Source organism: Marivita hallyeonensis (assembly GCF_900129875.1).
Taxonomy (GTDB): domain Bacteria; phylum Pseudomonadota; class Alphaproteobacteria; order Rhodobacterales; family Rhodobacteraceae; genus Marivita; species Marivita hallyeonensis.
Window position 1 is genome coordinate 745,684 of sequence record NZ_FQXC01000001.1, and the last position, 26,528, is coordinate 772,211.

32 protein-coding genes are annotated in these 26,528 nt (G+C 61.2%); 20 read left to right on the forward strand and 12 right to left on the reverse strand.

What is annotated here, in order from left to right:
• Positions 1-27: 27 nt before the first annotated feature.
• Positions 28-399: a tellurite resistance TerB family protein gene (locus BUA42_RS03725; RefSeq protein ID WP_425435024.1), complete on the reverse strand. Its 372-nt coding sequence runs from the start codon at positions 397-399 to the stop codon at positions 28-30.
• A 181-nt stretch (positions 400-580) separates the two neighbouring features.
• On the opposite strand from BUA42_RS03725, the gene BUA42_RS03730 reads away from it, so the two are divergent.
• Both BUA42_RS03730 and BUA42_RS03735 read left to right on the forward strand, forming a co-directional pair.
• Entirely contained in the window at positions 581-2,158 is a 1,578-nt protein-coding gene (locus BUA42_RS03730; RefSeq protein ID WP_072776323.1) for a lysine--tRNA ligase, read from the forward strand.
• 65 nt (positions 2,159-2,223) lie between these two features.
• Positions 2,224-2,640, forward strand: coding sequence for a DUF4864 domain-containing protein (locus tag BUA42_RS03735; protein WP_072776324.1), 417 nt, complete (start codon positions 2,224-2,226; stop codon positions 2,638-2,640).
• Positions 2,641-2,662: 22 nt separating this feature from the next.
• On the opposite strand, the gene BUA42_RS03740 is transcribed toward BUA42_RS03735, so the two are convergent.
• Together BUA42_RS03740 and BUA42_RS03745 are read right to left on the reverse strand one after the other, a co-directional pair.
• Complete coding sequence (locus BUA42_RS03740; protein ID WP_072776325.1) at positions 2,663-3,082, reverse strand: VOC family protein; 420 nt, start codon at positions 3,080-3,082, stop codon at positions 2,663-2,665.
• A complete protein-coding gene (locus tag BUA42_RS03745; RefSeq protein WP_072776326.1) occupies positions 3,079-3,600 on the reverse strand; it encodes a HugZ family pyridoxamine 5'-phosphate oxidase in 522 nt (173 codons plus the stop codon). Before BUA42_RS03745 ends, BUA42_RS03740 begins: the two co-directional genes overlap by 4 nt.
• 97 nt (positions 3,601-3,697) lie before the next feature.
• Between BUA42_RS03745 and parA the strand changes: the two genes are divergently transcribed.
• From parA to BUA42_RS03785, 8 genes are all read left to right on the forward strand, one after another.
• Positions 3,698-4,339: a ParA family partition ATPase gene (gene parA / locus BUA42_RS03750; RefSeq protein ID WP_072776327.1), complete on the forward strand. Its 642-nt coding sequence runs from the start codon at positions 3,698-3,700 to the stop codon at positions 4,337-4,339.
• Between the two features lie 30 nt (positions 4,340-4,369).
• The gene (locus tag BUA42_RS03755) at positions 4,370-5,215 is read left to right on the forward strand and encodes a DUF6206 family protein (RefSeq protein ID WP_072776328.1); all 846 of its coding nucleotides are present in this window, start codon (positions 4,370-4,372) and stop codon (positions 5,213-5,215) included.
• Between the two features lie 83 nt (positions 5,216-5,298).
• Positions 5,299-5,706 (forward strand): universal stress protein, encoded by a 408-nt coding sequence (locus BUA42_RS03760; protein WP_072776329.1) that lies wholly within the window; start codon positions 5,299-5,301, stop codon positions 5,704-5,706.
• Positions 5,707-5,753: 47 nt separating this feature from the next.
• On the forward strand, positions 5,754-6,305 hold the full coding sequence (locus BUA42_RS03765; protein WP_072776330.1) for a hemerythrin domain-containing protein: 552 nt from the start codon (positions 5,754-5,756) through the stop codon (positions 6,303-6,305).
• A gap of 61 nt (positions 6,306-6,366) precedes the next feature.
• Positions 6,367-7,350: a methylmalonyl Co-A mutase-associated GTPase MeaB gene (gene meaB, locus BUA42_RS03770; RefSeq protein ID WP_072776331.1), complete on the forward strand. Its 984-nt coding sequence runs from the start codon at positions 6,367-6,369 to the stop codon at positions 7,348-7,350.
• A 442-nt stretch (positions 7,351-7,792) separates the two neighbouring features.
• The gene (rpmB, locus tag BUA42_RS03775) at positions 7,793-8,083 is read left to right on the forward strand and encodes a 50S ribosomal protein L28 (protein WP_072776332.1); all 291 of its coding nucleotides are present in this window, start codon (positions 7,793-7,795) and stop codon (positions 8,081-8,083) included.
• A gap of 102 nt (positions 8,084-8,185) precedes the next feature.
• The gene (locus BUA42_RS03780; RefSeq protein ID WP_072776333.1) at positions 8,186-8,536 is read left to right on the forward strand and encodes a hypothetical protein; all 351 of its coding nucleotides are present in this window, start codon (positions 8,186-8,188) and stop codon (positions 8,534-8,536) included.
• Between the two features lie 36 nt (positions 8,537-8,572).
• The gene (locus BUA42_RS03785; protein ID WP_072776334.1) at positions 8,573-9,043 is read left to right on the forward strand and encodes a copper chaperone PCu(A)C; all 471 of its coding nucleotides are present in this window, start codon (positions 8,573-8,575) and stop codon (positions 9,041-9,043) included.
• Between the two features lie 10 nt (positions 9,044-9,053).
• Here BUA42_RS03785 and BUA42_RS03790 read toward each other — a convergent pair whose 3' ends face one another.
• Complete coding sequence (locus BUA42_RS03790; RefSeq protein ID WP_072776335.1) at positions 9,054-9,749, reverse strand: NAD-dependent deacylase; 696 nt, start codon at positions 9,747-9,749, stop codon at positions 9,054-9,056.
• Positions 9,750-9,791: 42 nt separating this feature from the next.
• On the opposite strand from BUA42_RS03790, the gene BUA42_RS03795 reads away from it, so the two are divergent.
• Positions 9,792-10,235: a low molecular weight protein-tyrosine-phosphatase gene (locus BUA42_RS03795; protein WP_072776336.1), complete on the forward strand. Its 444-nt coding sequence runs from the start codon at positions 9,792-9,794 to the stop codon at positions 10,233-10,235.
• Between the two features lie 94 nt (positions 10,236-10,329).
• Here BUA42_RS03795 and BUA42_RS03800 read toward each other — a convergent pair whose 3' ends face one another.
• From BUA42_RS03800 to lepA, 5 genes are all read right to left on the reverse strand, one after another.
• Complete coding sequence (locus BUA42_RS03800) at positions 10,330-10,650, reverse strand: TraR/DksA family transcriptional regulator (protein ID WP_072776337.1); 321 nt, start codon at positions 10,648-10,650, stop codon at positions 10,330-10,332.
• Between the two features lie 1,094 nt (positions 10,651-11,744).
• A complete protein-coding gene (locus BUA42_RS03805; protein ID WP_072776338.1) occupies positions 11,745-11,981 on the reverse strand; it encodes a DUF2442 domain-containing protein in 237 nt (78 codons plus the stop codon).
• Complete coding sequence (locus BUA42_RS03810; protein ID WP_072776339.1) at positions 11,962-12,204, reverse strand: DUF4160 domain-containing protein; 243 nt, start codon at positions 12,202-12,204, stop codon at positions 11,962-11,964. Before BUA42_RS03810 ends, BUA42_RS03805 begins: the two co-directional genes overlap by 20 nt.
• 335 nt (positions 12,205-12,539) lie before the next feature.
• A complete protein-coding gene (locus tag BUA42_RS03815; RefSeq protein WP_072776340.1) occupies positions 12,540-13,388 on the reverse strand; it encodes a DUF2971 domain-containing protein in 849 nt (282 codons plus the stop codon).
• Between the two features lie 60 nt (positions 13,389-13,448).
• Positions 13,449-15,251: a translation elongation factor 4 gene (gene lepA / locus BUA42_RS03820; protein WP_072776726.1), complete on the reverse strand. Its 1,803-nt coding sequence runs from the start codon at positions 15,249-15,251 to the stop codon at positions 13,449-13,451.
• Between the two features lie 174 nt (positions 15,252-15,425).
• Here lepA and BUA42_RS03825 point away from each other — a divergent pair, with 174 nt between their 5' ends.
• Positions 15,426-15,773 carry a hypothetical protein gene (locus BUA42_RS03825; RefSeq protein ID WP_072776341.1) on the forward strand — a complete coding sequence of 116 codons (348 nt, stop codon included), beginning with the start codon at positions 15,426-15,428 and terminating at the stop codon, positions 15,771-15,773.
• On the opposite strand, the gene BUA42_RS03830 is transcribed toward BUA42_RS03825, so the two are convergent.
• Positions 15,767-16,531, reverse strand: a complete 765-nt coding sequence (locus tag BUA42_RS03830) for an alpha/beta fold hydrolase (protein ID WP_072776342.1) — start codon at positions 16,529-16,531, stop codon at positions 15,767-15,769. The two genes, BUA42_RS03825 and BUA42_RS03830, sit on opposite strands and share 7 nt — an antisense overlap.
• 63 nt (positions 16,532-16,594) lie before the next feature.
• Between BUA42_RS03830 and BUA42_RS03835 the strand changes: the two genes are divergently transcribed.
• From BUA42_RS03835 to BUA42_RS03845, 3 genes are read left to right on the forward strand one after another with little or no spacing between them, the layout of a single operon-like run.
• Positions 16,595-16,969: a hypothetical protein gene (locus tag BUA42_RS03835; RefSeq protein WP_072776343.1), complete on the forward strand. Its 375-nt coding sequence runs from the start codon at positions 16,595-16,597 to the stop codon at positions 16,967-16,969.
• 40 nt (positions 16,970-17,009) lie between these two features.
• Positions 17,010-17,675, forward strand: a complete 666-nt coding sequence (locus BUA42_RS03840; RefSeq protein WP_072776344.1) for an SDR family NAD(P)-dependent oxidoreductase — start codon at positions 17,010-17,012, stop codon at positions 17,673-17,675.
• On the forward strand, positions 17,669-19,183 hold the full coding sequence (locus BUA42_RS03845) for a cryptochrome/photolyase family protein (protein ID WP_072776345.1): 1,515 nt from the start codon (positions 17,669-17,671) through the stop codon (positions 19,181-19,183). Before BUA42_RS03840 ends, BUA42_RS03845 begins: the two co-directional genes overlap by 7 nt.
• Positions 19,184-19,288: 105 nt before the next feature.
• Here BUA42_RS03845 and BUA42_RS03850 read toward each other — a convergent pair whose 3' ends face one another.
• Together BUA42_RS03850 and BUA42_RS03855 are read right to left on the reverse strand one after the other, a co-directional pair.
• Positions 19,289-21,568 (reverse strand): NADP-dependent malic enzyme, encoded by a 2,280-nt coding sequence (locus BUA42_RS03850; protein ID WP_072776346.1) that lies wholly within the window; start codon positions 21,566-21,568, stop codon positions 19,289-19,291.
• Positions 21,569-21,661: 93 nt separating this feature from the next.
• Entirely contained in the window at positions 21,662-21,853 is a 192-nt protein-coding gene (locus tag BUA42_RS03855) for a DUF3072 domain-containing protein (RefSeq protein ID WP_072776347.1), read from the reverse strand.
• Between the two features lie 116 nt (positions 21,854-21,969).
• Here BUA42_RS03855 and BUA42_RS03860 point away from each other — a divergent pair, with 116 nt between their 5' ends.
• The 5 genes from BUA42_RS03860 to upp are packed head-to-tail and all read left to right on the forward strand — an operon-like array spanning position 21,970 to position 26,489.
• Positions 21,970-22,362 carry a cytidine deaminase gene (locus BUA42_RS03860; protein WP_072776348.1) on the forward strand — a complete coding sequence of 131 codons (393 nt, stop codon included), beginning with the start codon at positions 21,970-21,972 and terminating at the stop codon, positions 22,360-22,362.
• On the forward strand, positions 22,362-23,651 hold the full coding sequence (locus tag BUA42_RS03865; RefSeq protein ID WP_072776349.1) for a thymidine phosphorylase: 1,290 nt from the start codon (positions 22,362-22,364) through the stop codon (positions 23,649-23,651). The genes BUA42_RS03860 and BUA42_RS03865 overlap by 1 nt, the downstream gene beginning before the upstream one ends.
• Positions 23,648-24,856 carry a phosphopentomutase gene (locus tag BUA42_RS03870; protein WP_072776350.1) on the forward strand — a complete coding sequence of 403 codons (1,209 nt, stop codon included), beginning with the start codon at positions 23,648-23,650 and terminating at the stop codon, positions 24,854-24,856. The genes BUA42_RS03865 and BUA42_RS03870 overlap by 4 nt, the downstream gene beginning before the upstream one ends.
• The gene (locus tag BUA42_RS03875; protein WP_425435018.1) at positions 24,853-25,860 is read left to right on the forward strand and encodes an adenosine deaminase; all 1,008 of its coding nucleotides are present in this window, start codon (positions 24,853-24,855) and stop codon (positions 25,858-25,860) included. The genes BUA42_RS03870 and BUA42_RS03875 overlap by 4 nt, the downstream gene beginning before the upstream one ends.
• Entirely contained in the window at positions 25,857-26,489 is a 633-nt protein-coding gene (gene upp, locus BUA42_RS03880; protein WP_072776351.1) for a uracil phosphoribosyltransferase, read from the forward strand. The genes BUA42_RS03875 and upp overlap by 4 nt, the downstream gene beginning before the upstream one ends.
• The last annotated feature ends 39 nt before the right edge of the window (positions 26,490-26,528 follow it).

The following is a 26,528-nucleotide window of genomic DNA, read 5'->3' on the forward strand; positions in this document are numbered from 1 at the left end:
GTATCTTTTTGCGATCCGTTGATGCGATCAAAGCCGCATGTGACGGGCCCGCGATCCGCGTTCGATGGCGGCGGCGTGCAGGCGGTCGATTTCCAGCTCGTACCGGACTTCTTCCAGAAGGCGCAGCTCGGTTTCTTTCAGCGTCCCGTCCGCTGCCGCAACGTCGCAGGCCAGCGCGTAGGCTGTCTCGAACAATCGCGTGGGCAGATTGTCCCGGATCAGTCCAAACAAAGCGTCAAGACCGTCTTCCTGCTCGAACAGATCGAAGACCAGAGCGGACATCGTCGGGATACGCCCCTCATCGTATTCGGCGAAAACCGGCAGATTGTTCACCGCTGACTGGATCTTGACGAGTTCGGCCGTGCCGATGCTCTCGTCAGAGGCAGATACGGCAATCATCAGGGCCACAAGGCAATCCTGCGGGCTGAGCGGGTGGGGATCGGTATCGGGCACGGGGATCGCTTTCCTGGTCTGGGGCCGGTTCCATCCAACTTATTGACGCTCCCGCGCCCCCGCAATAGGGAGTGCCCTTTGAACGCCCTGACAGGTGCGTGAGTCAAACATCCGGAGTGAATGAGCAATGTCCGATCTGCGCGAAGCTGCAATGACCTCAAAGGCGTGGCCCTTTGAAGAGGCGCGTCGGCTGCTCAAACGCTACGAGAAGGCTCCGCCCGAAAAGGGATACGTGCTGTTCGAGACGGGTTACGGTCCCTCCGGCCTGCCGCATATCGGGACGTTTGGTGAGGTGCTGCGCACCACGATGATCCGACACGCGTTCGAGGTGATCTCGGACATTCCGACCCGTCTGATCTGTTTCTCCGACGATCTGGACGGTATGCGAAAGGTGCCCGGCAACCTGCCGAACCAGGAAATGCTGGCCGAGCACTTGCAAATGCCGCTGACCTCGGTGCCCGATCCATTCGAAGAGTACGAAAGCTTCGGCCACCACAACAACGCGATGTTGCGCCGGTTCCTTGACACGTTTGGGTTCGAATACGAGTTCTACTCGGCGACCGAGTTCTACAGATCCGGCCAGTTCGACGAGATCCTCCTCCGCGCCTGCGAGAAGTACGACGACATCATGGCCGTCATGCTCAAGTCTCTGCGCGAGGAACGCCAGCAGACCTATTCGATCTTCCTGCCGATCCACCCGGAAACCGGCCGCGTGCTCTACGTGCCGATGAAGAACGTTGATGCCGCCAAGGGCGAGATCACCTTCGACGACGAAACGGGTCGCGAATGGACGCTGCCGGTCACCGGTGGCAACGTCAAATTCCAGTGGAAGCCCGATTTCGGCGCGCGCTGGGCAGCGCTCGGCGTCGATTTCGAGATGTACGGCAAGGACCATTCCACCAACACGCCGATCTACGACCAGATTTGCCGCATCCTTGGCCAGCCTGCGCCCGAACATTTCGTCTATGAGCTGTTCCTCGACGATCAGGGACAGAAGATCTCCAAATCGACCGGCAACGGGATCAGCATCGATGAATGGCTCAGCTACGCCTCGACCGAGTCGCTCAGCTATTTCATGTTCCAGAAGCCGAAGACGGCGAAGCGGCTCTATTTTGACGTGATCCCCAAGGCGGTGGATGAATACCACCAGCAACTGCGCGCCTATCCGACGCAGGATGCCAAGGCGCAGGCGGCGAACCCGGTCTGGCACATCCATTCCGGCGACGTGCCGGAGTCTAAGATGGTGGTGCCGTTCTCGATGCTGTTGAACCTCGCCTCAGCCGCGCACGCGGAAAACAAGGATGCGATGTGGGGCTTTATCCAGCGCTACGCGCCCGATGCGACGCCCGACACGCATCCCGATCTCGATCAGGCGGCGGGCTTTGCGGTGAAGTATTACGAAGACTTCGTGAAACCCACCAAAGTCTTCCGCGCGCCGGATGAAAAAGAGCGGGCGGCGATGGAGGATCTGGCATCGCGGCTAGAGGCGCATGAGGGTCCGACCGATGACGAGACTCTGCAATCGCTGGTCTTTGCGGTTGGCAAGGATCACGACTTCGATCCGCTCCGCGATTGGTTCAAGGCGCTGTACGAGGTGCTGCTCGGTCAGTCGCAGGGTCCGCGCTTCGGTGGTTTCATCGCGCTGTACGGCGTGAACGAGACCGTGGCGTTGATCCGCAAAGGACTGGCGGGCGAATTGTCGTGATAGAAAGGTCGGACATATTTGTCCGACCTGTCCCGCGCTCTACCTCCTCTTCAGGAGGATGGATCATGCGCACTATCATCACCGGGTTAACACTCGCCCTGACCATGACGGGCTCTCTCTGGGCGCAAGATGTCCTTGGCCGCGAACCAGCGATCGAGGAAACGATCCAGAGCCAGATCGACGCCTTCTTGCAGGATGATTTCGAAACCGCCTTCACCTTCGCCAGCCCAAACATCCGCAACATGTTCCGCACGCCGGAAAACTTCGGCCGGATGGTGCAGCAAGGCTACCCGATGGTGTGGCGGCCCGACACCGTAACCTATGGCGACCTCCGGTCCATTGCCGGTGGGCTCTACCAGATGGTGATCGTCAAGGATGTGGATGGCAATCTTCACTATCTCGATTACCGGATGCAGCAGATCGATGGTGAATGGCGGATTGCCGGTGTGCAGATCCTTCAGCCGCCAGAGGTGTCAGCCTGACACGACGCCCAATTGATCGCGATCAACCATCGTCCCGCTGGGGATCGTCGGGGTTGCTTGAAAACAAGGCGATCTTGTTGCCCTGCGGGTCGCGCAGGTAGCCCACGTAGAACTGAGGGCCGTAAGACGCACGGAAGCCCGGCGCGCCTTCGTTAACCCCGCCAGCCGCAATCGCCGCTGCGTGCAATGCACGGACCTGGGCCTGATTGCGTGCTTCGAACGCCACCATCATGCCATTCCCGACTGAGGCCGGCTGCCCGTTGAACGGTTTTTTGACATAGAAATCCGGAAGCGCCGGGGAAGCGCCCTCGTCCCGCGGCAAGACATAGCTCAGGTCGCCATGATACTCTTCGACCGAATAGCCCAACGTCGGCAAAAAGGCGGAATAGAACCGCCTTGCGCGCTCCATATCGTCAGCACCAATAGTGACATAGGCGATCATCTCGTCTCCTTCCTGACGTGGTCAGATCCCGGCAAACCCTCACCCAAATCGTCCGCCGTCAGCGTGTAAGCTTTGCCGAACCCGCCATTCAGGTGCGCGCCAAGCGGTGTAAAGCGCACCAGCGCGAAATCGGCAAACCCGATGTAGAGTTTCGCCTTGGGCTGCCGGGCCAGAAAGGCCTTCGCCAAAGGCGCGTGCTCGGCCGTTCCGTGCCGCACGAAGACGGCTTTTGCCCGCAGGCTAAGGCGCGGGTAGGTCAGCGGATCGCCTTTTGCGCCCGGCTCTCCGATCAAAAGGGAACACACAGGATTTTTCTGCAGCGCGGCACTGTGATGGCTCAGATCCGAAATCAGACTCAGAGGCTGTCCACCCGGTCCAGACACCAGAGCCACACGGCTGACCATAGGCGTGCCATCGCTTGGGTCGACGTAGGAAAGCGCCGCATATTTGGACGTTTCGATAAGGTTTCGCGCCAGTTCGCGCGCCTCGCCATCTGTGGGACGTATCGGTGATTTCATCGCATCAATTCTAATCGCAAAAGCCGGTGTGGCAATTTTTATGCTGCACCTGCAAAATAACCCCAGTACCTTCTGATCGAATCGGGGGAACGATAAGATGACCGGACAGGTAATCACAGTCGCGCAGCAAAAAGGTGGCTCGGGCAAGACGACCGTGTCGGCCAATCTCGCCACCGGCTTTCTGCGTCAAGGCAAGCGCGTCGCTTTGGTCGATATCGACCCGCAGGGCAGTCTGGGCCGCTGGTTCATGACCCGCATCGAAGAAGAAAGCGGCCCGGTTGATGCGCTTGAATTCGCAACATCCTCGGCCTGGGGCATCACCTACGAAGTGCGCAAGCTGTCTGACAGCCACGACATCGTCATTATCGACACACCGCCGAAGGCCGACAGCGATCTGCGCCCCGCCTTACGCGTGGCCGATCTTGTTGTCGTTCCGGTCAGCGTCAGCCATGTCGACCTCTGGGCCACCGAAGGTGTCCTCGACCTGGCCCGGCGCGAAGGCAAGGATGCCCTTGTCGTGCTCAACCGGGCGCGCAAGAACACGCGGCTTGGGTCCGAAGTGGCCGAAGCCGCCGAAAAGCTCATGGCCCGGATTGCGGAGACGCAATTGGCCAACCGCGTGATCTATGCCGAAGCCCTGGGGCAGGGGCGCGGCGCCGCCGAAGGGCGCAAGACGCCAGCACAGGCTGAGGTCGACGCGCTCACGTCAGAGGTGGCAGCGGCGCTGGCAAACGGGTAAAGCCAGGGCAGACTTGCCGGAGCCCGAGCCATGACCGACCTGACCGCACTCAAGGATGCCATCCGCGCCGATGGCGCGTCGCGCGGCCAGACCTTGTCCAAGCTCGGCTATTTCTGCGCGCCGTTCCGCCCGGCATCGGGGCCTTTGTCCGACAAGGTCATCAAGGTCTATCGCGGTTTGCGCGACGACGCGGCACTTGACCGTCTGGCGCGGTGCCATGACGATTACGTCGGGGCCCTGAAACGGGCAGGTGTTGACCTGCCCGAGACCGAGTTCCACCTGCTCGATATGGACGGCACCCGCATTCCAGTGATCGTGCAGCAGGCCCTCCCGTCCGACAGCATGATGCGCCCGCAAATGCAAACCGCGTCGCTGGACGATACGCTCACGATGATGGAGGCCGCAGGCGACGTCATTGCCACCTTCTGGAACAATGCCGACCAGTTCGACACGCGCATCGGCTTTCACCCGTCGATCCGCAATTTCGCGTATCTCGACGGACGCGCGTTGTTTTTCGATACCTTCCCGCCGCTGATCCATTATTCCCGCGACGAGATGGGCAAGATGCTGCTGCTTTTCTCGGACAAGGCGCTGATGCGCTGGGTCGGGCCGCTTCTGCAGTCAAAGGTCACCGGCATTCAGGACGAATGGTACTCCGCCCCGGAAACACTGGTGGGCCTTGTAGGGTCGGCCTGCCGCCTGCGTCCGAACGATGCTGAGGCCTATCTCGACTGGGGACGTGATTTCACGAGCCGCCGCATGTCGCGCTGGGCGGATGAAGCGTTGCCGCAGCTTCAGGACCCGCCCCGCCTGCCGGGGTACTGGACAGGGTTCCGGAAACTGCTTGGTTTGCAGGGCGAACCCAACGTGTCGTGATCCATCGCTGATCTGATGCGGATCAAGGTGCCCTGCCGCGCAGCGGTCTAAGCTGACCCCGAACTGAGAAATGGAGGGGTCTCATGTACACGAATATTCTGGTTCCCATCGCACTCGACGACGATGACGTCCGGGCGTCCAAATCCTTGGCTGTCGCCAAGACACTTGCGTCGGAAAACGCACGGATCACGCTACTGCATGTCATCGAGTCGATTCCGACCTACGCGATCAGCTATATCGCGGCGGATATGCTGGCAGAGACGCGTAAGGGCATCATCACCGAGATGAACCGCCTTGCCGACGAAGCCGGCGCAAAGGCCGTGGTCATCGACGGCCATTCCGGGGCGTCGATCCTCGACTACGCGGAAGAGCACGGGCCTGACCTGATCGTCCTGGCCTCGCATCGCCCCGGCATGCAGTCGCTGCTTCTAGGCTCGACCGCGACGCATGTTGTCCGCCATGCCAAGTGTTCGGTGCATGTCATTCGCTGATTGACTTCCGCGGTCCTTGGCGCACCTCTTCCTCGCAGGAGGTGCCCATGACGGACAATTTGGCCCTTGAGGTGCGCGACGGCTTGCCGGATGCATTGCGCGTTCTGCTCGAAGATTACCCGCGCGAGACGTGGGAAACGCATGACAACTTCGCCGGGCTGGTGGCCTTCTGGCTCGACCGGCACCTGATGTTTCGCAAACTCCTGACCGCGCTGCAGGATGACGCCGAACTGGCGATTGACGGCAAACTCGATGCGCAGACACATGCCGCGAAACTGTCCCGCTACGGGTCGACGCTGTTGCAAAACCTGCATGGCCATCACCAAATCGAGGACCACCACTATTTCCCGGTCCTCAGCGCCCGTGAGCCCGTGCTAGCCAAGGGGTTCACGCTTCTGGATTCCGATCATCATGCGATGGACGGGCTACTGGACCGGTTCGCCAAAGGGGCCAACGCGGTCATTCAGGGCCAGTCTGAACCGGGACCGTTCCGGGACGAGCTGATGGGGTTCGAGGCCCTGCTCAACCGGCATCTCATCGACGAAGAAGAGCTGATCGTCCCGGTGATCCTGAAACACGGACCGAACGGGCTCAGCTGACGCCTTTACTTGGCCCGGACAGCCATGCCACATCTGCCGCCAATCACGGACGGAGCCGCGCATGGACATCGACGATCTGGCCAAACGCATCCTGGCAGGAGAGCGCCGCGCTTTGGCCCGGGCCATCACGCTTGTCGAAAGTGGCCGGGCTGACCATCGCCAGGACACGCTGCGCCTTTTCGAGGCGCTGAAGGGCCACGGCAAAGAGGCTCTGCGCATCGGCCTGTCGGGCACGCCCGGCGTAGGCAAATCGACCTTCATCGAAGCTTTCGGCATGATGCTTACGCGGCAGGGGCTCAAGGTTGCCGTGCTGGCCGTCGATCCCAGCTCGACCCGTTCGGGCGGGTCCATCCTGGGTGACAAGACCCGGATGGAACGCCTCTCGCGTGACCCAAATGCCTTCATCCGCCCCAGCCCGTCGCAATCGCATCTGGGCGGGGTCGCCCGCCGCACGCGCGAGGCCATCGACCTCTGCGAGGCGGCAGGGTTCGACGTGGTTCTGATCGAGACGGTCGGGGTAGGGCAATCCGAAACCGTCGTGGCGGAATTGTCCGACCTGTTCCTGCTCCTCCTGGCCCCGGCGGGCGGCGACGAGTTGCAGGGCGTGAAGCGTGGCATCATGGAAATGGCCGACATCATCCTCGTCAACAAGGCCGATGGCGACCTCAAGACGACGGCCATCCGCACCTGCGCCGACTATGCCGGAGCGCTGCGGCTGCTGCGCAAACGTCCGCAGGACCCGGACGGTTTCCCCAAGGCGATGACGGTCTCCGCGCTCGAAGACACAGGTCTCGCCACCGCGTGGGACACCATGCAAGAGCTGGTCGACTGGCGGCGGGACAACGGGCATTTCGACGCGCGCCGCGCCGCGCAGGCCCGCTACTGGTTCGAGGCCGAACTCCGCCAGTCCCTTCTGTCGCGTCTTGAACGCGAGCCCATGAAGGGACTTGTTACGGCCGCAGGGCGTGACGTCGAAAACGGCACGCAAACCCCCAGTCAAGCCGCCGAACAGGTGCTCGCACGGCTTGAAGGCCGCCTTTCCTGAACGGGAAGGCCACACAAGTAGGTGCGTTGCCCCTCTGACGCCTTTGGCGTCATTCACCCCAAGGTATTTTCGAAACAGAGAAGTAGCAGTCTGTTTACCAAATCAGGCGATGCTCGGCGGGCGGTACAGGCGGAGGCGCCGATGGCCGTAAACGGAGAAGCCCCTTGCCACCGTGCAAGGGGTGGACCGGCCAGCCCTTCTCTGTTTCCAAAATACCTCGGGGGAGGCGCGCGCAGCGCGACGGGGGCAGAGCCCCCACATGTCGGATTGCCGAAGGCAATTCGAAACATGCCGAGTTTCTGCATTTCGTGAACACCTGTACTTGACGCCTTTCCCGCATCCCTCTAAGGACAGCCAACGAGATTCCGGGCGCTGCCAGACGGCGCCCTTTCATATTGGTGGAGGGCTTGGGCCTCCCCTTTGACAAGACGAGGATGAACCCATGTCGCGTGTTTGCGAACTGACCGGTAAAGGCCCGATGACTGGCAACAATGTCAGCCACGCCAACAACAAGACCAAGCGGCGCTTCCTGCCGAACCTGAACGATGTGACGCTGCAGTCCGAAACGCTCGGTCGCGGCATCAAGATGCGCATCACGGCCGCGGCGCTGCGCAGCGTCGATCACCGTGGCGGGCTGGACAAGTTCCTGGCCAAGGCAAAGGACACTGAATTGTCCGCCAACGCCCTGAAGGTGAAGAAGGAAATCGCCAAGGCGCAGGCCGCGCAGGCGTAACACCCTTTTCCCAACCGGATTGATCAGCCCCGTCGGACGCTCCGGCGGGGCTGTTTCCATTTGTCACCTTGCGGTCGAACGACCCGGGCGTAGATCGGACACATGCAACGGCTTTCGCGTCAGATCACATCGCTACTGCTGGCACTGGTGATTGCGGTCACCAGCGTCCAGTTCGCCGCGGCGCGGGGTGACTCCACCGCCGTCGCGACGATGGTGATCTGCACCGGAAGTGGTCCCGTCCATATTCTGGTCGACGAAAACGGCGAACCGACAGGCAAGTTCATTGTCTGCCCCGATTACGCGACCGCATTCTATGCCAATGTCTGGACACCCCTGCCGGACGCTCTGCGGCATGGGCAATGGCGGGACATCTGGCTGTCGCGAACGGTCGGTCAGCTGTCTCAGGCCCTTGGTGTCCCGACACATGCCCGCGATCCACCACCTTTTGTTTGACGTCTCACGCACTGACATCAAACGAAAGATATCCAAATGTTGAAAAAACCTCTTCTCAGCGGGGCATTGGCCCTTCTTCTGGCCACGCCCGCCTTTGCGGAGATCAAGATCGAAGACGCCTACGCGCGTTCGGCCTCACCCATGGCGAAATCCGGCGCCGCCTTTCTGGTCATCAGCAATGAAGGCGGCACAGCCGATCGCCTTCTCGGTGCCCGTTCCGAGATTGCCGCAAGAACTGAATTGCACACGCACCTGTCCGGCGACGGCGGCGTGATGCGCATGGTGCATGTCGAAGAGGGATTCGAACTGCCCGCCGACGGCACGATCACCATGCAGCGGGGCGGCAAGCACGTGATGCTCATGGGATTGACGGAGCCGATGGAGCATGGCGCAACTGTCACGCTGACACTGACCTTCGAACAGGCGGGTGATCTCGTGGTTGAAGTGCCGGTCGATCTGGAGCGTCAGGATCACGGTGCCACGATGAAGGGCGATCAGGGCAGCTGATCGCGACCAGTCATGCCAGCAGACGGTCGACCCACGCGGGCACCGTCTTGCTGGCCGGACCGATGATATGCTCGTCGAACGCAAAACTCGTGTCGCTGTCCCGCAGGTTCAGCTCTATTGTCGCGGCGCCGGCCATCCGGGCTTCCTCGACAAACCCCGCCGCCGGATAGACCTGTCCCGAGGTGCCGATCGCCGCGAACAGGTCGCAGGACTGCAGCGCGTCGGCGATGCGCTCCATGTGGTAGGGGAACTCGCCGAACCACACCACGTCCGGGCGCGCCGCACCGATCCCACACGCCGGGCAAACCTCTCCGGTCTCCATGACGAGCGGTGCGTCCCAGCGGTGGTCACATGCGGCGCAGAGGGCCCGGGACAGCTCTCCATGCATATGGATCACCGACGCCCCGGCTTTCTCATGCAGCCCGTCGACATTCTGGGTCACCAGCGTGATCAGGCCGCGCCACGCCGCCTGCAACCGTGCCAGCGCCTCATGGGCGGCATTCGGTGCCGCCGCATGCGCCTGTTCCCGCCGGGCGTTGTAAAAACGGTGGACCAGCGCAGGATCACGGGCAAAGGCCTCGGGCGTGGCGACATCCTCGATCCGGTGCTGCGCCCATAGTCCGCCTTCATCGCGAAACGTGCCCAGACCGCTTTCTGCCGATATGCCGGCGCCGGTCAGGATCACGATGTTGTCTGTTCGGCGCATCTTGCCCCTTTTCTTCACGGAAACCCTGCGTTTAGGTGCAGTATGACGCACCGCATCCTCTTTGTCTGTCTCGGAAACATCTGTCGCTCCCCCACGGCCGAAGCCGTCATGCGCGCGAAGGCTGCGTCACTTGGCATCCCGGTTCAACTGGACAGCGCGGGAACGGCGTCCTGGCACACGGGGAAGCCGCCCTATGGTCCGATGCAGGTGGCGGCGCAGGCGCGGGGGTATGATATGTCGGCTTTGCGCGCGCGGCAGGTCCAGCCCTCGGATGCCAAGGGCTTCGACCTGATCGTGGCCATGGACGAAGAGAACCGGCGCGATTTGGCGCATCTGTCACGGCCCGTGACGCTCTTTACCGACTACGCACCGCATCTCGCGGCGACCGAGGTACCGGATCCGTATTACACGCGGGATTTTGACGGGGCCTTGGCCCTGATCGAAGCCTGTGCCGACGGGCTGCTCGCATCACTCAAACCGGGCTGACCTGCTCCGCAACCAAAACAAGACGCGTGCGTTCAAAAAATGGGGCAAGCCTCGGACGATCCGAGCCTGCCCCATATGGGTGGTTGTCAGTGCGTCACGCTCCCCGCGCGCACCTCCGGCATAACGCCGCTTCAGGCACCGCAACCAACCGTTCGTCCGAAATCGTCTCCCCACATTTCGGACAAATGCCATATGTTCCCTCTTCGATCCGTGCGAGCGCCGCATCGATCTTGCGCAGCTCCTCCAATTCGACGTTCCCAAGCGCCTCCAGAACCTCGTCGCCCTGCCGCTCCGACGCCCGGTCTTCCCAATCCTTCGGCATCGGATCGTCGAGCTTGTCCTCGATCTCCAACAGGTCGCCGGCCAGCTCGGCCCGGCGTTTCAGCAGGATGTCCTTGAAGTCTTGTGGCGTCACCAGTTCCCTCCTCGCATTGAACTTATGTCAAAGATGGCATGTGTTGCGGCACAGCACTTTGATTTGGCTCAAGCGAAATTGGCAACACTTCGGGGGGCGGTGCGGGCGGACTCGTGACCAGAGGCACACCAGATCATGCAGGGTACTACAGCCCATGGTGGCATCTGTGCCACTTTGGTCAAAATCTTGGGGCGGTGTTGCACGCGCACTTGATCGGGCTGCATCCCAGCGCTACCTCACCGGCATTAGGTGCATAGACGCGGTATGCAATTCTGACGCACGGGGCCAGGGCTGAGGGATCAGCGTCTGGCCTCGTCTTTTTCGAACAGGGAAAAAGTAGAAGACGTCAGGTGCTCAGACGCGGTCTTTGCAATATGGCCGAAGCCACAATCCTGACGCCTTCCGGAACATCCGGACCCGAAAGCCCTTCCGTTCGTTTGCCTCCACTCCGAAGAGCGTCGAGCATAGCGGGATCGACCCTTGCGGACCGTCCCCCCTACCGACCCCGGCTTGCACCGGTTCCGGCCACACGAGGGCTTTATGCGCTGCCTTCCCGGTTTTGCTTCAAAGAAGCGCGCCGTTTCGACCTGCGTCCTGACACTCTCAACACGGGGTCCGTTTGACTTGCGCCGCCCTTCTCCCGCTCCAGCCCCAGAAGACCTTCGCGTCCCGCTCCGGGTCTTGCGACCCCTTGCGTTAAGAAGAGGCTCACCCAGACACCCCGAGTCGCGCAACAGAAATTTCGCGGCTTCGTGACATTTCTTGGGGAGGAAATTGTTGATAAGTCTCAGGAAATTCTGTGTGCCGCACAGGTTTTGCGCGGTTTATGAACGGGTTAGGGGGGATGCCGCAGCGCCGCGTCGCGCAATTGGTGCGTGAGATCACGCACCCTACGGCACGGCTCGGAACTCGGGCAGAGGATGGCCGCGGACTGCCGCTCCAACCTTTGGTCACTGCACTTTATGGCAGCCAAATCCGAACATCCTCAACCGTCGCGCAGGTGTCCCCAAAGCGGCTGGCCGGGGGGCAGCCATCCGCTGCCCGAGGGCGCCTCGCGCTGTTCCTCGAGCGGTTTTCGCTGAACAAAACAGGTGTCAGGCAGCCGAGTCCGTCGCGCCGCGACCGTTCAGCAAAGCGGGGACCGAGATGTCCTCATCCAAACTCGGCCAATGCAGGCCGAATGCGCTGATCTCAAAATCCGCGCGTTGTTCCGGCGTTGCCTCTGCAAGGCGGGGGAACCACGCCAAGGGCACGCCAAGGACCCGCCCATCCTCCAGTGTCACCCACATCTTCGCCGAGTCGAACGTGATCTCAGTCGCCAAAGTGCTCATTCCACGCCTCCTCGATCCGTTCGGCTTTGTCCTCCACGATCCGCATAAGCGTTCGCAGCGTTCGAAAATCAAACCCATGATACCGCGCGGTCTTCACCGGATGAAGCCAGATCTTTGCTTCGCCGCCACCGCCCGTGACATGAATGTGAATGGGTTCGCGCGGGTCTCCCTCGTTCGAATAGAAGAAAAAGCGATACCCTTGCTGGCGGAAGACTGTTGGCATGGACCTGTGTGGCTCGAAGCGAACCGGCACCATCGCGCAATTTGGTAATCAATCCGTTAAGGAGTGGAGAGGGGTAGATTAAGTGAGGGCGCAGCCCCCTACGGCATAGCCCTGAACTCGGGCAGGTGAGGGCCGCGGACTGCCGATCCAACCCATGGCCACCGCACTTTATGGCAGCCAAATCCGAACACCCTTAACCGTCGCGCAGGTGTCCCCAAAGCGGCTGGCCGGGGGGCGGCCATCCGCTACCCGAGCGCGCCACGCCGCCTAAATCCAAGATTCTACATTTTCGGTATACCGGATTTGGCATCAGAATCGTTCGATATGACAACGAACTACAACCGACTGATACCAATTTTATAAGTATTTTTCTCGGTGTTTGTTTGAAATAGCTCCAAACGACTGGAGTATCTTTCTATAACCGATGTGCGGACATCCTTATCCATACGCAAACCAAGTATCATGCCTTTCAACTCAATCGAAGGAACATGGTAATACGCGGAACCGTCTTCAGACTTATGCTGAATCCGCCATTCCTTCTCATACTCCCAAACACATGGCTTCTGACGCACAAGAGCATCAAAAATTCGGTCCCTGTCTTCGTCAAACTTGCCCTTGAGTTCATCTTGGTTTGTAAACTTTATTACATCAATTGTTGTAATTTCGGGTCGATCATCTGAGTATATGATGCTCATAGGAAGATATTCATTTGCGAAATGATCATCTTGGTCTGTGACGCCAAAGATCAGGCAAACGCCGCTGTGACTGTCTGCATAATGACTCCACATCAAAATATTGTCGTTAATTTCGCTAAAGCATGCTATGAGTGTCTTTTGTCTTTCAAGTTCAAGCATCTTCTCGATGATTTTGTTCTCTAGTTGTCTGTTTTTATAGCTCCATTTAAACCATTTCTTTTCCCTCTGGCGTTGTTTTCGAGGAAGATTTCCAAATTTCTTCTCGAATGATTTTTCAGAAACAACCAGCTTGCGCTTTAGATGATCTTCTTCAAACTTCTTTATGTCGCGAACTTTGCTCGTGTTGTAGTAGGGAAAGCAGTCAAAAGGGTCGTTTTGAGCGACGATTGGACTCAGAAAGAGATTGCTATTTAGAGCATTGTCAATTTCATCAAAGAAGTAGGGAGTTGAAGCCGAGCGATACCTAAATATTGACCTTGGAATATCCATATTGTTACGATAACCATTGAGCGTATTTGGTCAATCAACTTCAGTTACAGTAAGCTCTATTCAACTATCCATCTTCAAGGCCGAAATAAACGCCTCTTGCGGGATATCGACCCGCCCAAACTGGCGCATCTTTTTCTTACCGGCTTTCTGCTTTTCCAGCAGCTTCTTCTTCCGGGTGGCATCCCCGCCATAACACTTGGCCGTCACGTCCTTGCGCAACGCCGCCAGGGTCTCACGTGCGATGACCTTGCCGCCAATCGCTGCCTGGATCGGGATCTTGAACATGTGGCGCGGGATCAGGTCTTTTAGCTTCTCGCACATCGCGCGGCCCCGCATCTCGGCGCGATCCCGGTGGACCATCGTTGACAAGGCATCCACCGGTTCGTCGTTCACGAGGATCTGCATCTTCACGAGATTGTCCTCGCGGTAGCCGATCATCTGATAATCAAACGACGCATAGCCCTTCGTCACCGATTTCAGCCGGTCGTAGAAATCGAACACAACCTCGTTGAGCGGCAGGTCGTAAACCACCATCGCACGGCTGCCGGCATAGGTCAGGTCGAGCTGGATGCCGCGGCGGTCCTGGCAGAGCTTCAGCACGTCGCCAAGGAAATCGTCCGGCACCAGAATCGTCGCCTTGATGCGCGGCTCCTCAAGGTGATCGACCTTCGACAGGTCGGGCATGTCGGCCGGGTTGTGCAGCTCGATCATCTCGCCGTCTTTCATGTAGACGTGATAGATCACGCTCGGCGCGGTGGTGATGAGCTCGATGTCATACTCGCGCTCGATCCGGTCGCGCACCACTTCGAGGTGCAAGAGCCCCAAGAACCCGCAGCGGAAACCGAAGCCCAATGCGGCGGAGCTTTCCATCTCGTACGAGAAGGACGCATCGTTCAGCGCCAGTTTGTCGATGGCCTCGCGCAGGTCTTCGAATTCGGCGGAATCGACCGGGAACAGTCCGCAGAACACCACCGGGACGGAGGGTTTGAAACCGGGCAGGGGCGTTTCGGTCTGACGCTTCTCATGTGTGATGGTGTCACCGACGCGGGTGTCGCGCACCTGCTTGATCGACGCGTTGAGGTAGCCGATCTCGCCCGGTCCAAGCGACTCTACCGATGTCATCGCCGGGCGGTAGACGCCCACATCGTCCACGTCATAGGTGCCGCCCGTCTTCATCATGCGGATGCGGTCGCCCTTTTTGAGCGTGCCCTCGATGATCCGCACGATACAGATCACGCCCAAGTACTGGTCGTACTTGCTGTCCACCAGCATCGCCTTGAGCGGCGCGTTGGGGTCACCCTGTTTCGGCGCGGGCAGACGGTGCACAATGGCTTCCAGCACGTCCGGAATGCCCAGACCTGTCTTCGCGCTGATCTCGACCGCGTCATGCGCTTCGATCCCGATCACGTCCTCGATCTGCTCGCGCACACGGTCGGGTTCGGCGGCCGGCAGGTCCACCTTGTTCAGAACCGGCACGATCTCGTGGTCGGCGTCGATGGCCTGATACACGTTCGCCAGCGTTTGCGCCTCGACGCCCTGGCTCGCGTCCACCACCAGAAGCGATCCCTCGACCGCCTGCATCGACCGGCTGACCTCGTAGCCGAAATCCACATGCCCCGGCGTGTCGATGAGGTTCAGAACGTAGGTCTCACCATCCTGCGCCTTGTATTCAATGCGCACGGTGTTGGCCTTGATCGTGATGCCGCGCTCGCGCTCGATATCCATGCTGTCGAGCAGTTGCTCTTTCATGTCCCGGTCCGCGACCGTGTTGGTCGATTGAATCAAGCGGTCGGCCAGGGTGGATTTCCCGTGGTCGATATGGGCAACGATGGAGAAGTTGCGGATGCGCGAAAGCTCTGTCATGGGGCGGATATGATGCGGTTTTGGGGTCCGGTCAAGGTGGCGCGTCAGCCGCGCATCGATTGACAAAAGGTGATTTGAAAAGCCGCGTCGTTTGCGGCATGCTCCCGGCATCGTTGTTCCGCAAAACCTGGGCGTCAGACCCGCACGCGGAACGTTGCAAAGCGAGCAGGCGGCATGAAACTCTTACTTGCGATGATGGTCTTGGCCTTGGCGGCGGGATGTGGCGGCTCCCGGTTCGACGGGGGCGACAGCGGTACCGTGACGCGGTTGTCCAGCGGTCCGATCAGCCGGGCCTGTCTCACATCGGATCGAAAGGCGCGCAATTCGCGCCTGTGCGGGTGCATTCAGACCGTGGCGGACCGGTCCCTGTCGGGCGCGGATCAGCGCAAGGCGGCGCGGTTCTTCCGCGACCCGCAGCGCGCGATGGACGTCAAGATGTCGAAAACCCCATCAGACGACGCCTTCTGGGAGCGCTACACTGCGTTCGCGACGCGATCCGAGACGTCCTGCCGCGGCTACTGACCCGCATCGAGAAACGCCCGAACGGAGGCCTCGAACGCGCGCGGGTTTTCCGCGTGCAGCCAGTGCCCGGCGTCCGGCATCTTGGCAAAGCGCGCTTTAGGAAACAGCGCGCGGATCACCGGGCGATGCTCGGGCAGGACATAGTCCGACTTGCCGCCCGACAGAAAAAGTGTCGGTTTCTCGAATGTGCGATCAATTTGCGGGAAGCCCAGGACCTTGGGCATTTCAGCCGCCAGCGCATCGAGGTTCAGCTTCCACCGCTTCTCTTTGAGGTCCAGCGATTGCGTGAAGAACGCCTGAAGCGCCGGGTCTTCCACCGTCGCGGCCAACTGCGCGGAGGCGTCAGAGCGTTTTTCGACCTTGGACAGATCGACAGCCTTCATCGCGTTGATGAAGTGCGCCTGTGAATGCGAGTAGGTCACCGGTGCAATGTCGGCGACCAGCAAACGGTTGACCAGATCGGGTCGCGTGAGCGCGAGCATCATCGCCGCCTTGCCCCCCATGGAATGGCCGACCACGTCCATCGGCGCGCTATGCGCCGCGATGACGTCGGCCAGATCCTCAGCCATATCCGGGTAGCTGTGACTGTCCGACCAGAAACTGTCGCCGTGGTTGCGCATGTCGACCGCGATGACCGGGCCGCGATCCGACAGTCGCTTGCCGATCACACCCCAGTTTCGGCCGGAGCCGAACAGGCCGTGTACGATCAACACCGGGGTGGACGAACCGTCCGACGGGTTTGTGAGCGTGTGCAACATGCCCGCCTCTTACTGCGCGTGTGTGGTCTTGAGCAAGACGAAGCGGCGGCTTAGGACTGACGCATGGACCGGAACGAAACCATAGCGACGCAAGCGGACAGCCTGAGGGACCTGATGGCAAACCGCCTCGGGCTAAAGCGCGGGACGCTTGCGCACCGCGCGGCCAAGGCGGGACGGCGCCTGCCAATCGGAGTTCGCAACGACATTGCGAGCGTGGCGCGGGCCGAGGCGATGGCGGACAACCCCAAACTTGGATTGCGGATGGATCCGAAGGCCACACATGCGGCCTATGAGAGAGCCGCGGCCTTCCTCCGCGCCATCGACGTAAAGGACCGCCGCAAAGGCGTGGCCCTGTCGATCCTGGGCAGCGTCGCATTGAATATCCTCGCGGTGATTGGGCTGCTTATCCTTGTCCTGCGCTGGCGCGGCTTCGTCTGAGCCGTTGACCCGCCCCGGCGCAAGCCTAGTTGGCGGGGTCATGGAAAACGCACTTATCATCGGAAGCAGCGGCGGGATCGGTTCTGCCATGAGCGCGGCCCTGGCGGAGCGCGGTGTCACTGTCACCGGCTTGTCCCGGAGCGAACACGGGCTCGACGTGACGGACGAGGCCAGCGTCGCGTCCCACCTTGGCGCTCTGGAAGGCCCGTTCGACCTGATCTTCGTGGCCAGCGGTGCGCTCGAGATCAACGGGGCCGAACCGGAAAAGACGCTCCGGCATGTAACCGCAGACGCGATGCTGGACCAGTTCAAGCTGAACACCATCGGCCCATCGCTGGTGCTCAAACACAGTCTGAAACACTTGCCAAGAAAGGGCCGGTCGGTGTTCGCGGCCCTGTCCGCGCGCGTCGGGTCCATCGGCGACAACCGTCTTGGCGGATGGTACAGCTACCGCACATCGAAGGCGGCGTTGAACCAGATGATCCACGGCGCCGCGATCGAAATCGCGCGGACGCATAAAGACACGATCTGCGTGGCGCTGCATCCCGGAACCGTGGCCACGAAGTTCACCGAGAAATACGCCGATCAGCATCCGACCGTGCCGCCGGACGAGGCGGCGGCGAATTTGTTAAGCGTCATTAACGAGTTAACAGTTGACAACTCAGGCGGCTTCTTCGACTGGCAAGGCAAAGAGGTGCCGTGGTGAGCCGCCTTGTTTTGGTGCTTGGGGACCAGCTGACAGACACCGTGGCGGCACTTGCCGCGTCGGACAAGGACTCCGACATCGTGGTCATGGCCGAGGTCTCGGACGAGGCCACCTATGTACAGCACCACCCCAAGAAGATCGCTTTCATCTTCGCCGCGATGCGCAAGTTTGCCAAGCGCTTGCGCGACGACGGTTGGGACGTGCGGTATACCCAATTGGACGACTCCGAAAACGCCGGGTCCATCCCCGGCGAACTGTTGCGTCGCGCGGAGGAAACCGGCGCGTCAGAAGTGATCGCCACCCAACCCGGCGAATGGCGGTTGATCGAAGCGCTCGAGGACATGCCGCTCAGGCTGACGATGTTGCCCGACGACCGGTTCGTCAGCACGCAAGAGGAATTCGACGCCTGGGCCGAGGGCCGCAAAGCGCTGCGGATGGAGTATTTCTACCGCGATATGCGCCGCAAGACGGGCCTTCTGATGGACGGAGATCAGCCGGAAGGCGGCAAGTGGAACTACGACGCCGAAAACCGCAAACCCGCGCCGGAGGACATCGCCTTCTCTGGTCCGATGCAATTCACGCCGGATGACACGGTAGAGGAGGTGCTCGACCTCGTTGAAGCACGCTTCGGCAACAGCTTTGGCCAACTGCGCCCGTTCTGGTTCGCCACCGATCAGACCCAGGCGCGTCGCGCCTTGACGCATTTCATCACCTACGCCCTGCCGCGCTTTGGCGATTTTCAGGACGCGATGATGAACGACAATCGCTTCCTCTATCACGCGCTGATTTCGCCCTACCTCAATGTCGGTCTGCTCGACCCGATGGAGGTTTGCCGCGCCGCCGAGGAGGCTTACAAGGACGGGCACGCGCCGCTCAACGCGGTGGAAGGCTTCATCCGCCAGATCATTGGCTGGCGCGAATACGTGCGTCGCATCTACTTCCGCGAAGGCCCCGACTACCCGCGCCGCAACGCGCTCAATCACCAGCGCAAGCTGCCCGAGTTCTACTGGACCGGCGAGACCGACATGAATTGCCTGTCGAAAGCCATCACCCAGACGGCGGAAGAGGCGTATGCCCACCATATCCAGCGCCTGATGGTGACCGGCAATTTCGCCCTGCTCGCCGGGATCAATCCGCATGAGGTGCACGAGTGGTATCTTCGCGTCTACATCGACGCCTTTGAATGGGTCGAGGCGCCCAACGTCATCGGCATGAGCCAGTTCGCCGATGACGGGATCATCGCGTCGAAACCCTATGTGTCATCCGGGGCTTACATCAACCGCATGTCGGATTACTGCAAATCCTGCCGTTACAAGGTAAATGACAAGACTGGCCCGGATGCCTGCCCGTTCAACCTGCTTTACTGGCAATTCCTCGATCGGCATTCCGAAAAGTTCAGCGGCAACCAACGAATGAACCAGATCTACGCGAACTGGCGGAGGATGGATGAGGACCGGAAAAAAACCATCTTGTCCGAGGCCGAGGCGTTTCTCGAAAACCTGAGCTAGCGTTTCGGTCCCCCGAAACGCAGCCCTCCCGCGCGGGAGGGCGACCCCCGGCAGAGCCGGGGCGTGTTTCGATGGATCGAAACCGGCCCTCCGGTGACGGAGGGCCTACCCATAGCGCGCGACCGGTGTCCCGGCGATCGCGGCCATGTTCAGCAATCCGCGCGGCGTGATCCCCGGCGTGACCACATGCACGCGATTGCCCATGCCCATGAGGATCGGACCGACCTCGAGCCCGCCCGCTTTCATCTTGAGGATGTTCCGCGTGGCCGACGCCGCATCCGCATGACCGAAGATCAGCACATTCGCGCTACCCTGCATCCGATTGGCGGGCAGCAGACGTTCGCGCAGCTCGGGATCGAGGGCGGCGTCGACGTTCATCTCGCCCTCGTAACAGAAGTCGCGCGGTTTGGAATCCAGAAGCTCGATCGCCGCCCGCAGGCGCTTGCCGGATCCTTCGGCCTGATTGCCGAATTGCGACTGCGAACAGAAGGCGATGTTGGGCGTCAGGCCGAACCGTCGCACATGCCGCGCCGCGCCGATCGCGCTGAGGGCCAGCTCTTCTGGCGTGGGCAGGGAATGGACATGGGTGTCGGCGATGAACAGCGGGCCGTCCTCGAGGATCATCATGCTCAGCGCGCCGTGCGGCGCGAAACGCTCGTTGCCCAAAACCTGGTTCACATAGCTCAGATGCCAGCGGTATTCCCCAAAGGTGCCGCAGATCAGGCTGTCGGCCTCTTCGCGGTACACCATCACTGCGCCGATGGCGGTGGTGTTGGTCCGCATGATCGCACGGGCCAGGTCCGGGGTGACGCCGCGCCGCGCCATGATCTGGTGATAGGTGCCCCAGTAATCGCGGTAGCGTGGGTCGTTTTCCGGGTTCACGATGGTGAAATCGCGGTCGGGCCGGATCTCCAGCCCCAATCGTTCACAGCGCGACGCGATCACCTCGGGACGGCCGATCAGGATTGGCGTTTCCGTGGTTTCCTCAAGGATCGCCTGCGCCGCGCGCAGCACGCGCTCGTCCTCGCCTTCGGCAAAGACGATCCGGCGCGATCCGGTCGCGGCCGCCTCGAACACCGGTCGCATCAGAAGCGCGGATTTGTAGACGCTGGCGTCGAGCCGCGCCTTGTAGGCCTTGAGGTCATCCAGGGGCCGCAGGGCGACGCCCGACTCCATGGCGGCCTTTGCCACCGCCGTGGACACGACGCCCGACAGGCGCGGGTCAAACGGTTTGGGGATCAGGTACTCCGGCCCAAAGGTGAGCTGCTCACCCCGATAGGCCGCCGCGGCTTCGGCGCTTGTGGTCGCGCGGGCCAGCTTGGCGATGCCCTCGACGCACGCAACTTCCATCTCGTCGTTGATTTCGGTCGCGCCCACATCGAGCGCACCCCGGAAGATGAACGGGAAGCACAAGACGTTGTTGACCTGATTGGGATAGTCGCTGCGGCCCGTGGCAATGATCGCCTTTGGGGCCACCTTTCGGACCACATCGGGCTCAATCTCCGGGTTCGGATTGGCCAGCGCGAAGATGATCGGCTCGTCCGCCATCTTCGCGACCATCTCGGGCTTCAGGACGTTGGGACCGCTCAGCCCCAGAAACAAGTCGGCGCCGTCGATCACATCATCCAGCGTGCGCAGGTCTGTTTTCTGCGCGAAAGCGGCCTTCTGCGGGTTCATGTCCTCGGTCCGACCCTCGTAGACCAGACCGTGAATATCGCAGAGCCAGATGTTTTCGCGCTTCACCCCCAGCTTGAGCAGCATGTTCAAGCAGGCAATCCCGGCAGCACCCCCGCCCGTGGACACGATCTTGATGTCTTCAAAGGACTTTTTCGTGACGTACAGAGCGTTCGTGGCCGCCGCGCCCACGACAATGGCGGTGCCGTGCTGATCGTCGTGGAAGACCGGGATGCCCATCCGTTCGCGGCAGAGCTTTTCGACCACGAAACAATCCGGGGCTTTGATGTCCTCGAGGTTGATCGCCCCAAAGGTCGGTTCAAGTGCACAGACGATGTCGGCCAGTTTTTCGGGGTCGCTTTCGTTCACCTCGATATCGAAGCAGTCGATATTGGCGAATTTCTTGAATAGGACCGCCTTGCCCTCCATCACTGGCTTCGACGCGAGCGCCCCGATATCGCCGAGGCCGAGCACAGCCGAGCCGTTTGAAACCACGGCAACCAAGTTGCCGCGCGAGGTGTAGCGCGCCGCATTTCCAGGATCCGCCTTGATTTCAAGGCAGGCCTCGGCGACGCCCGGGCTGTAGGCGCGCGCAAGATCGCGCCCGTTGGCCAGCGGTTTGGTGGCGCGGATTTCCAGTTTTCCGGGCTTAGGGTGTTCGTGATAAAAGAGCGCTGCCTGACGCAGCGCTTCGTTGCCAGTCTCTGACATGTGAAGCTCCCCGAAAATTTGGTTTAGTATTAAACCACATATTCGGAAAGGAAAAGAGCGCACCGTAGCGCGCTCCTTTCAAGCAACCTCTGCTTAGTTCAGATATTCTTCCAGATAGGCGATCCGCCGCGCGGCCTGACGTTCGGTCAGGCTTCCGTCGAACGGTTCATCGGCGCGCTCGGCCAACTCGCGAAGCTTGACCTTCTGTTTCTCGGTCATTTCTGTCTCAGGGTCCGGGCCCAATCCAGCGGATGGATCAAGCACAACACTATTTTGCATCGGCATGAGGTACCTCCTTCATTGCGCAATCAACGCGACGGGAGCGCGGACGGTTCCACCAGCCCCTTGCAATCAGGCGTCCAGCCTCGCAATCATGACGCCTACCAGAGCAGGGGGCGAGGATGGATCTCAAGAGTTCGGCACGGGCGGTTCGCGAAAACGCCCATGCGCCTTATTCGAATTTCAAGGTCGGAGCCGCCCTGCGCTCGATATCCGGCGCGGTATACGTCGGCTGCAACGTGGAAAACGTGGCCTATCCCGAAGGCACCTGCGCCGAGGCTGGTGCGATTGCGGCCATGATCGCCGCCGGCGATCGCGAGATTGCTGAAGCCTATATCGTCGCGGACAGCCCGGAGCCGGTGCCGCCTTGCGGCGGATGCCGGCAAAAGCTTGCGGAATTCGCGGAGAGTTCAGTGCCGGTGACCTTGGCAACCGTCGACGGTGCCGAGTTTCAAACCACCGTCGGTGACTTGCTGCCCGGTGCATTCGATGCCGGTCACATGGAGCGCCGCTGATGGATGCGCGGGCCGTCAATGCGACGCTGAGAAAGCGGCAGACGCCCAGTGCAGAGGCGCTCGCGTGGTTTGCACAAGGATTGGCCGACGGTACGGTAAGCGATGCGCAGGCCGGGGCGTTTGCCATGGGCGTCTGCCTGAACGGGCTGGACGACACCGGACGCGCCGCGTTGACCATCGCCATGCGTGACAGCGGCGACGTGATGCAATGGGCGCTCGATGCGCCGGTGCTCGACAAGCATTCAACAGGCGGGGTGGGTGACTGCGTAAGCCTCATTCTCGCGCCCGCTCTGGCCGTGTGCGGTGTCTATGTGCCGATGATCTCTGGCCGTGGGCTGGGCCATACCGGTGGCACTCTGGACAAGCTCGAAGCGATCCCGGGCTATCGCACAGGTCTTTCGGAAGACCAGCTCAAGGACGTGGTCAAGCGGGTCGGCTGTGCCATCGTCAGTGCGAGCGCCGACATCGCCCCGGCGGACAAGCGCCTCTACGCGATCCGCGATGTGACGGGAACCGTCGAAAGCCTTGACCTAATCACAGCGTCCATCCTGTCGAAAAAGCTCGCTGCCGGGTTGGAAGGTCTGGTGCTCGACGTCAAGTGTGGCTCTGGCGCGTTCATGAAATCGCAGGAAGATGCACGCGCGCTGGCGCAGGCTTTGGTCGACACGTCCAACGCGGCGGGCTGCCCGACCTCTGCTCTCATCACAGACATGTCCCAACCCTTGGTGCCGAGCCTCGGTAACGCTTTGGAGGTGGTCGAGGTGATGCGCGTCCTCACAGGTGTGCAGACCGGTCGCGTTCTGGACCTGACCGTTGAGTTGGGCGGCGCGTTGCTGGCGCAGGCGGGCATTGATGATGGCGCGTCCAAGATCGCCGAAAGTATCCAATCCGGGACGGCGGCAGAGAAGTTCGGCGAGATGGTCTACGCGTTGGGCGGGCCTGTCCGGTTTGTCGAGGATTGGATGCGGTTCCTTCCCGAAGCGCCCGTGATTCATGAAGTGCTCGCGCCCTCCGGTGGCACGGTGTCTGCCATTGACGGCGAAACGCTTGGTCTAGCGGTGGTCGGCCTGGGCGGAGGGCGACAGGTCGAGACGGATGTCGTCGATCCTGCCGTCGGTCTGAGCGATGTGGTGGCCTTGGGCGCGACGGTTAGCAAGGGGCAACCGCTCGCCCGCATTCACGCCGCGCGCGAAGCGATGGCGGATGAAGCCGAGGCGCAGGTGTTGGATGCCATCTCTTTCGGAGAAGCCCCAAAGGACACACCGCTGATCCTGGAGCGCATCCCATGAGCCGCGCGTTTCTGATCGTGATGGACTCGGTCGGGATCGGCGGCGCACCCGACGCGGGCGCGTTTTTCAATAACGGCACCCCCGACACCGGAGCCAACACGGTTCTGCACATCGCCGAAGCCTGCGCAAAGGGACACGCGGAAGAAGGTCGAAGCGGCCCCCTGAGCGTGCCGACCCTGGACCGCCTTGGTCTGGGACGCGCCGTCGCCCTTGCCACCGGGGCGGAAGCGCCGGGGCTGGACGCGACGCCCACCGGGCGCTGGGCCGCCGCGACCGAAGTGTCCAAGGGCAAGGACACGCCGTCAGGACACTGGGAAATCGCCGGACTGCCCGTCCCATGGGACTGGACCTACCTGCCGAACGCAATCCCGTCGTTCCCCGAAGACATCACGGCGCGCATCTGTGCACTGGCGGGGGTGGATCGCATCCTTGGCAACTGCCATTCGAACGGCATCAAGGTGATCGAGGACTTCGGCGCGGAACACCTGCGCACCGGATATCCGATCTGTTACACCTCGGCCGACAGCGTTCTGCAGATCGCCGCGCATGAAGAGACGTTCGGATTGGAGCGACTGCTGAATCTCTGCAAAGAACTTGCGCCGATGTGCCATGACCGCAGGATTGGGCGGGTGATCGCGCGTCCCTTCGTCGGGACCGAGGGCAACTTCGAACGCACGACGAACCGCAAGGATTACGCCATTGCTCCCCCAGCACCCGTGCTCACCAATTGGGTGCAGGACGCGGGGCAGCGGGTGATCGCGATTGGCAAAATCGGCGATATCTTCTCGATGTCCGGGATCGACGAGGTGCACAAAGGTTCTGACGCCGATCTCATGACACACCTCGCGCATCAGATCGACACTGCGCCGGACGGCGCTCTGGTCTTTGCGAATTTTGTGGAGTTCGACAGCAAATACGGCCACCGCCGCGATGTGTCGGGCTATGCCCGCGCGCTGGAGTGGTTCGACGCCGAGATCGGCAAGCTGCTTCCCAACCTTCGGTCAGATGACCTGTTGCTCATCACCGCCGATCATGGCAACGACCCGACATGGACGGGCACCGATCACACCCGGGAACGCGTGCCGGTTCTGATCGCGGGTGCCGGAACCGGAGAGGTCGGGCATATCGGATTTGTCGATGTCGGCGCTTCCATAGCGGCGCATCTTCACGTGGCGTCTGAAGGACCAGGGCAGAGCTTTCTATGATGGACGAAGACCAGCTTGACCGCATCAGACGCCTGCCCAAGGTCGAGCTTCACCTGCACCACGAAGGGGCCGCACCACCCGCCTTCATCAAAGGGCTGGCGCAGGAAAAATCCGTCAATCTCGACGGCGTGTTCACACCCGATGGCAGCTATGCCTTCCGCGATTTCGTCCATTTCCTGAGCGTCTACGAAGCCGCCACGAGCGTGCTCAAAACGCCCGAGGATTACGCCCGCCTGACCAAAGCCGTGCTTGAGGAAAGCGCGGCAAACGACGTTGTCTATTCGGAAACCTTCCTGTCACCGGATTTCTGCGGCGGCGGCGATGTGGGTGCGTGGCGCGAATACCTGCACGCGATCATCGAAGCGGCGAACGAGGCAGAGCGCGATAGCGGGATCATCCTGCGCGGCATTGTCACCTGCATCCGTCATTTCGGACCCGAAAAGGCCAAGGCGGCGGCGCTCTGCGCGGCTGAAACGGCGGGAGATTGGATCACCGGGTTCGGCATCGCAGGTGACGAGATGAAGGGCAAGCCCAAAGACTTCGCCTACAGCTTTGACATGGCGCGCGAAGCGGGTCTGCGCCTGACCGCCCATGCGGGCGAGTGGGGCGGCGCGCAATCGGTGGCGGCCTCGATCCGCGACCTGCGCGTCGAACGCATCGGCCACGGCGTTCACGCCATCAACGATCTCGCACTGGTGGACGAGATCATCGAGAGCGGGATCACGCTCGAAGTGTGCCCCGGATCGAACGTGACCTTGGGCGTCTACCCGAGCCTTGCCAAACATCCCATCGAACACCTGCGGGACCGCGGTGTGAAGGTGACCGTCTCGACCGACGATCCGCCCTTCTTTCACACCACGATGCGCGACGAATACCTCAACCTCGCCCGGACCTTCGGCTGGGATGAGGAGGTGTTCGGCGACATCAACGAAACAGCGGCCAAAGCCGCCTTTTGCGACGAGGACACGCGCGACCGTGTCCTGAAACGACTGGAGCGCACATGACCGACCACCTGACCATCGTCGACCACCCGCTTGTTCAGCACAAGCTGAGCCTGATGCGCGAGAAAGACACGTCCACCAAGTCGTTCCGGCAGTTGCTGCGTGAAATCAGTCACTTGCTGGCCTACGAGGTGACGCGCAATCTGCCTCTCACGACGAAGCGCATCGAAACACCGCTCTGCGAGATGGACGCACCCGTGATCGAGGGCAAAAAGCTCGCCCTGATCTCGATCCTGCGCGCGGGCAACGGCCTGCTCGACGGTATCCTCGAACTGATCCCGGCGGCGCGAGTGGGCTTCGTCGGCCTTTACCGCGACGAGGAAACGCTGAAACCGGTGCAGTACTACTTCAAGGTGCCCGCCGAACTCGAAGACCGCGTGACCATTATCGTCGACCCGATGCTCGCCACCGGCAACAGCTCTGTCGCCGCGATCGATCTGGTCAAGGGCGCCGGGGCGAAGAACATCATCTTCCTCTGCCTGCTCGCCGCACCCGAAGGCGTCGCCCGCATGAAAGAAGCCCACCCCGACGTGCCCATCGTCACAGCGGCGCTGGACAGCCACCTGAACGAGCTTGGCTATATCGTCCCGGGCCTCGGCGATGCCGGGGACCGGATGTTCGGGACGAAATAGCGGCCTTATGTATCAAGCGCACCAACAATCTAGCGGATC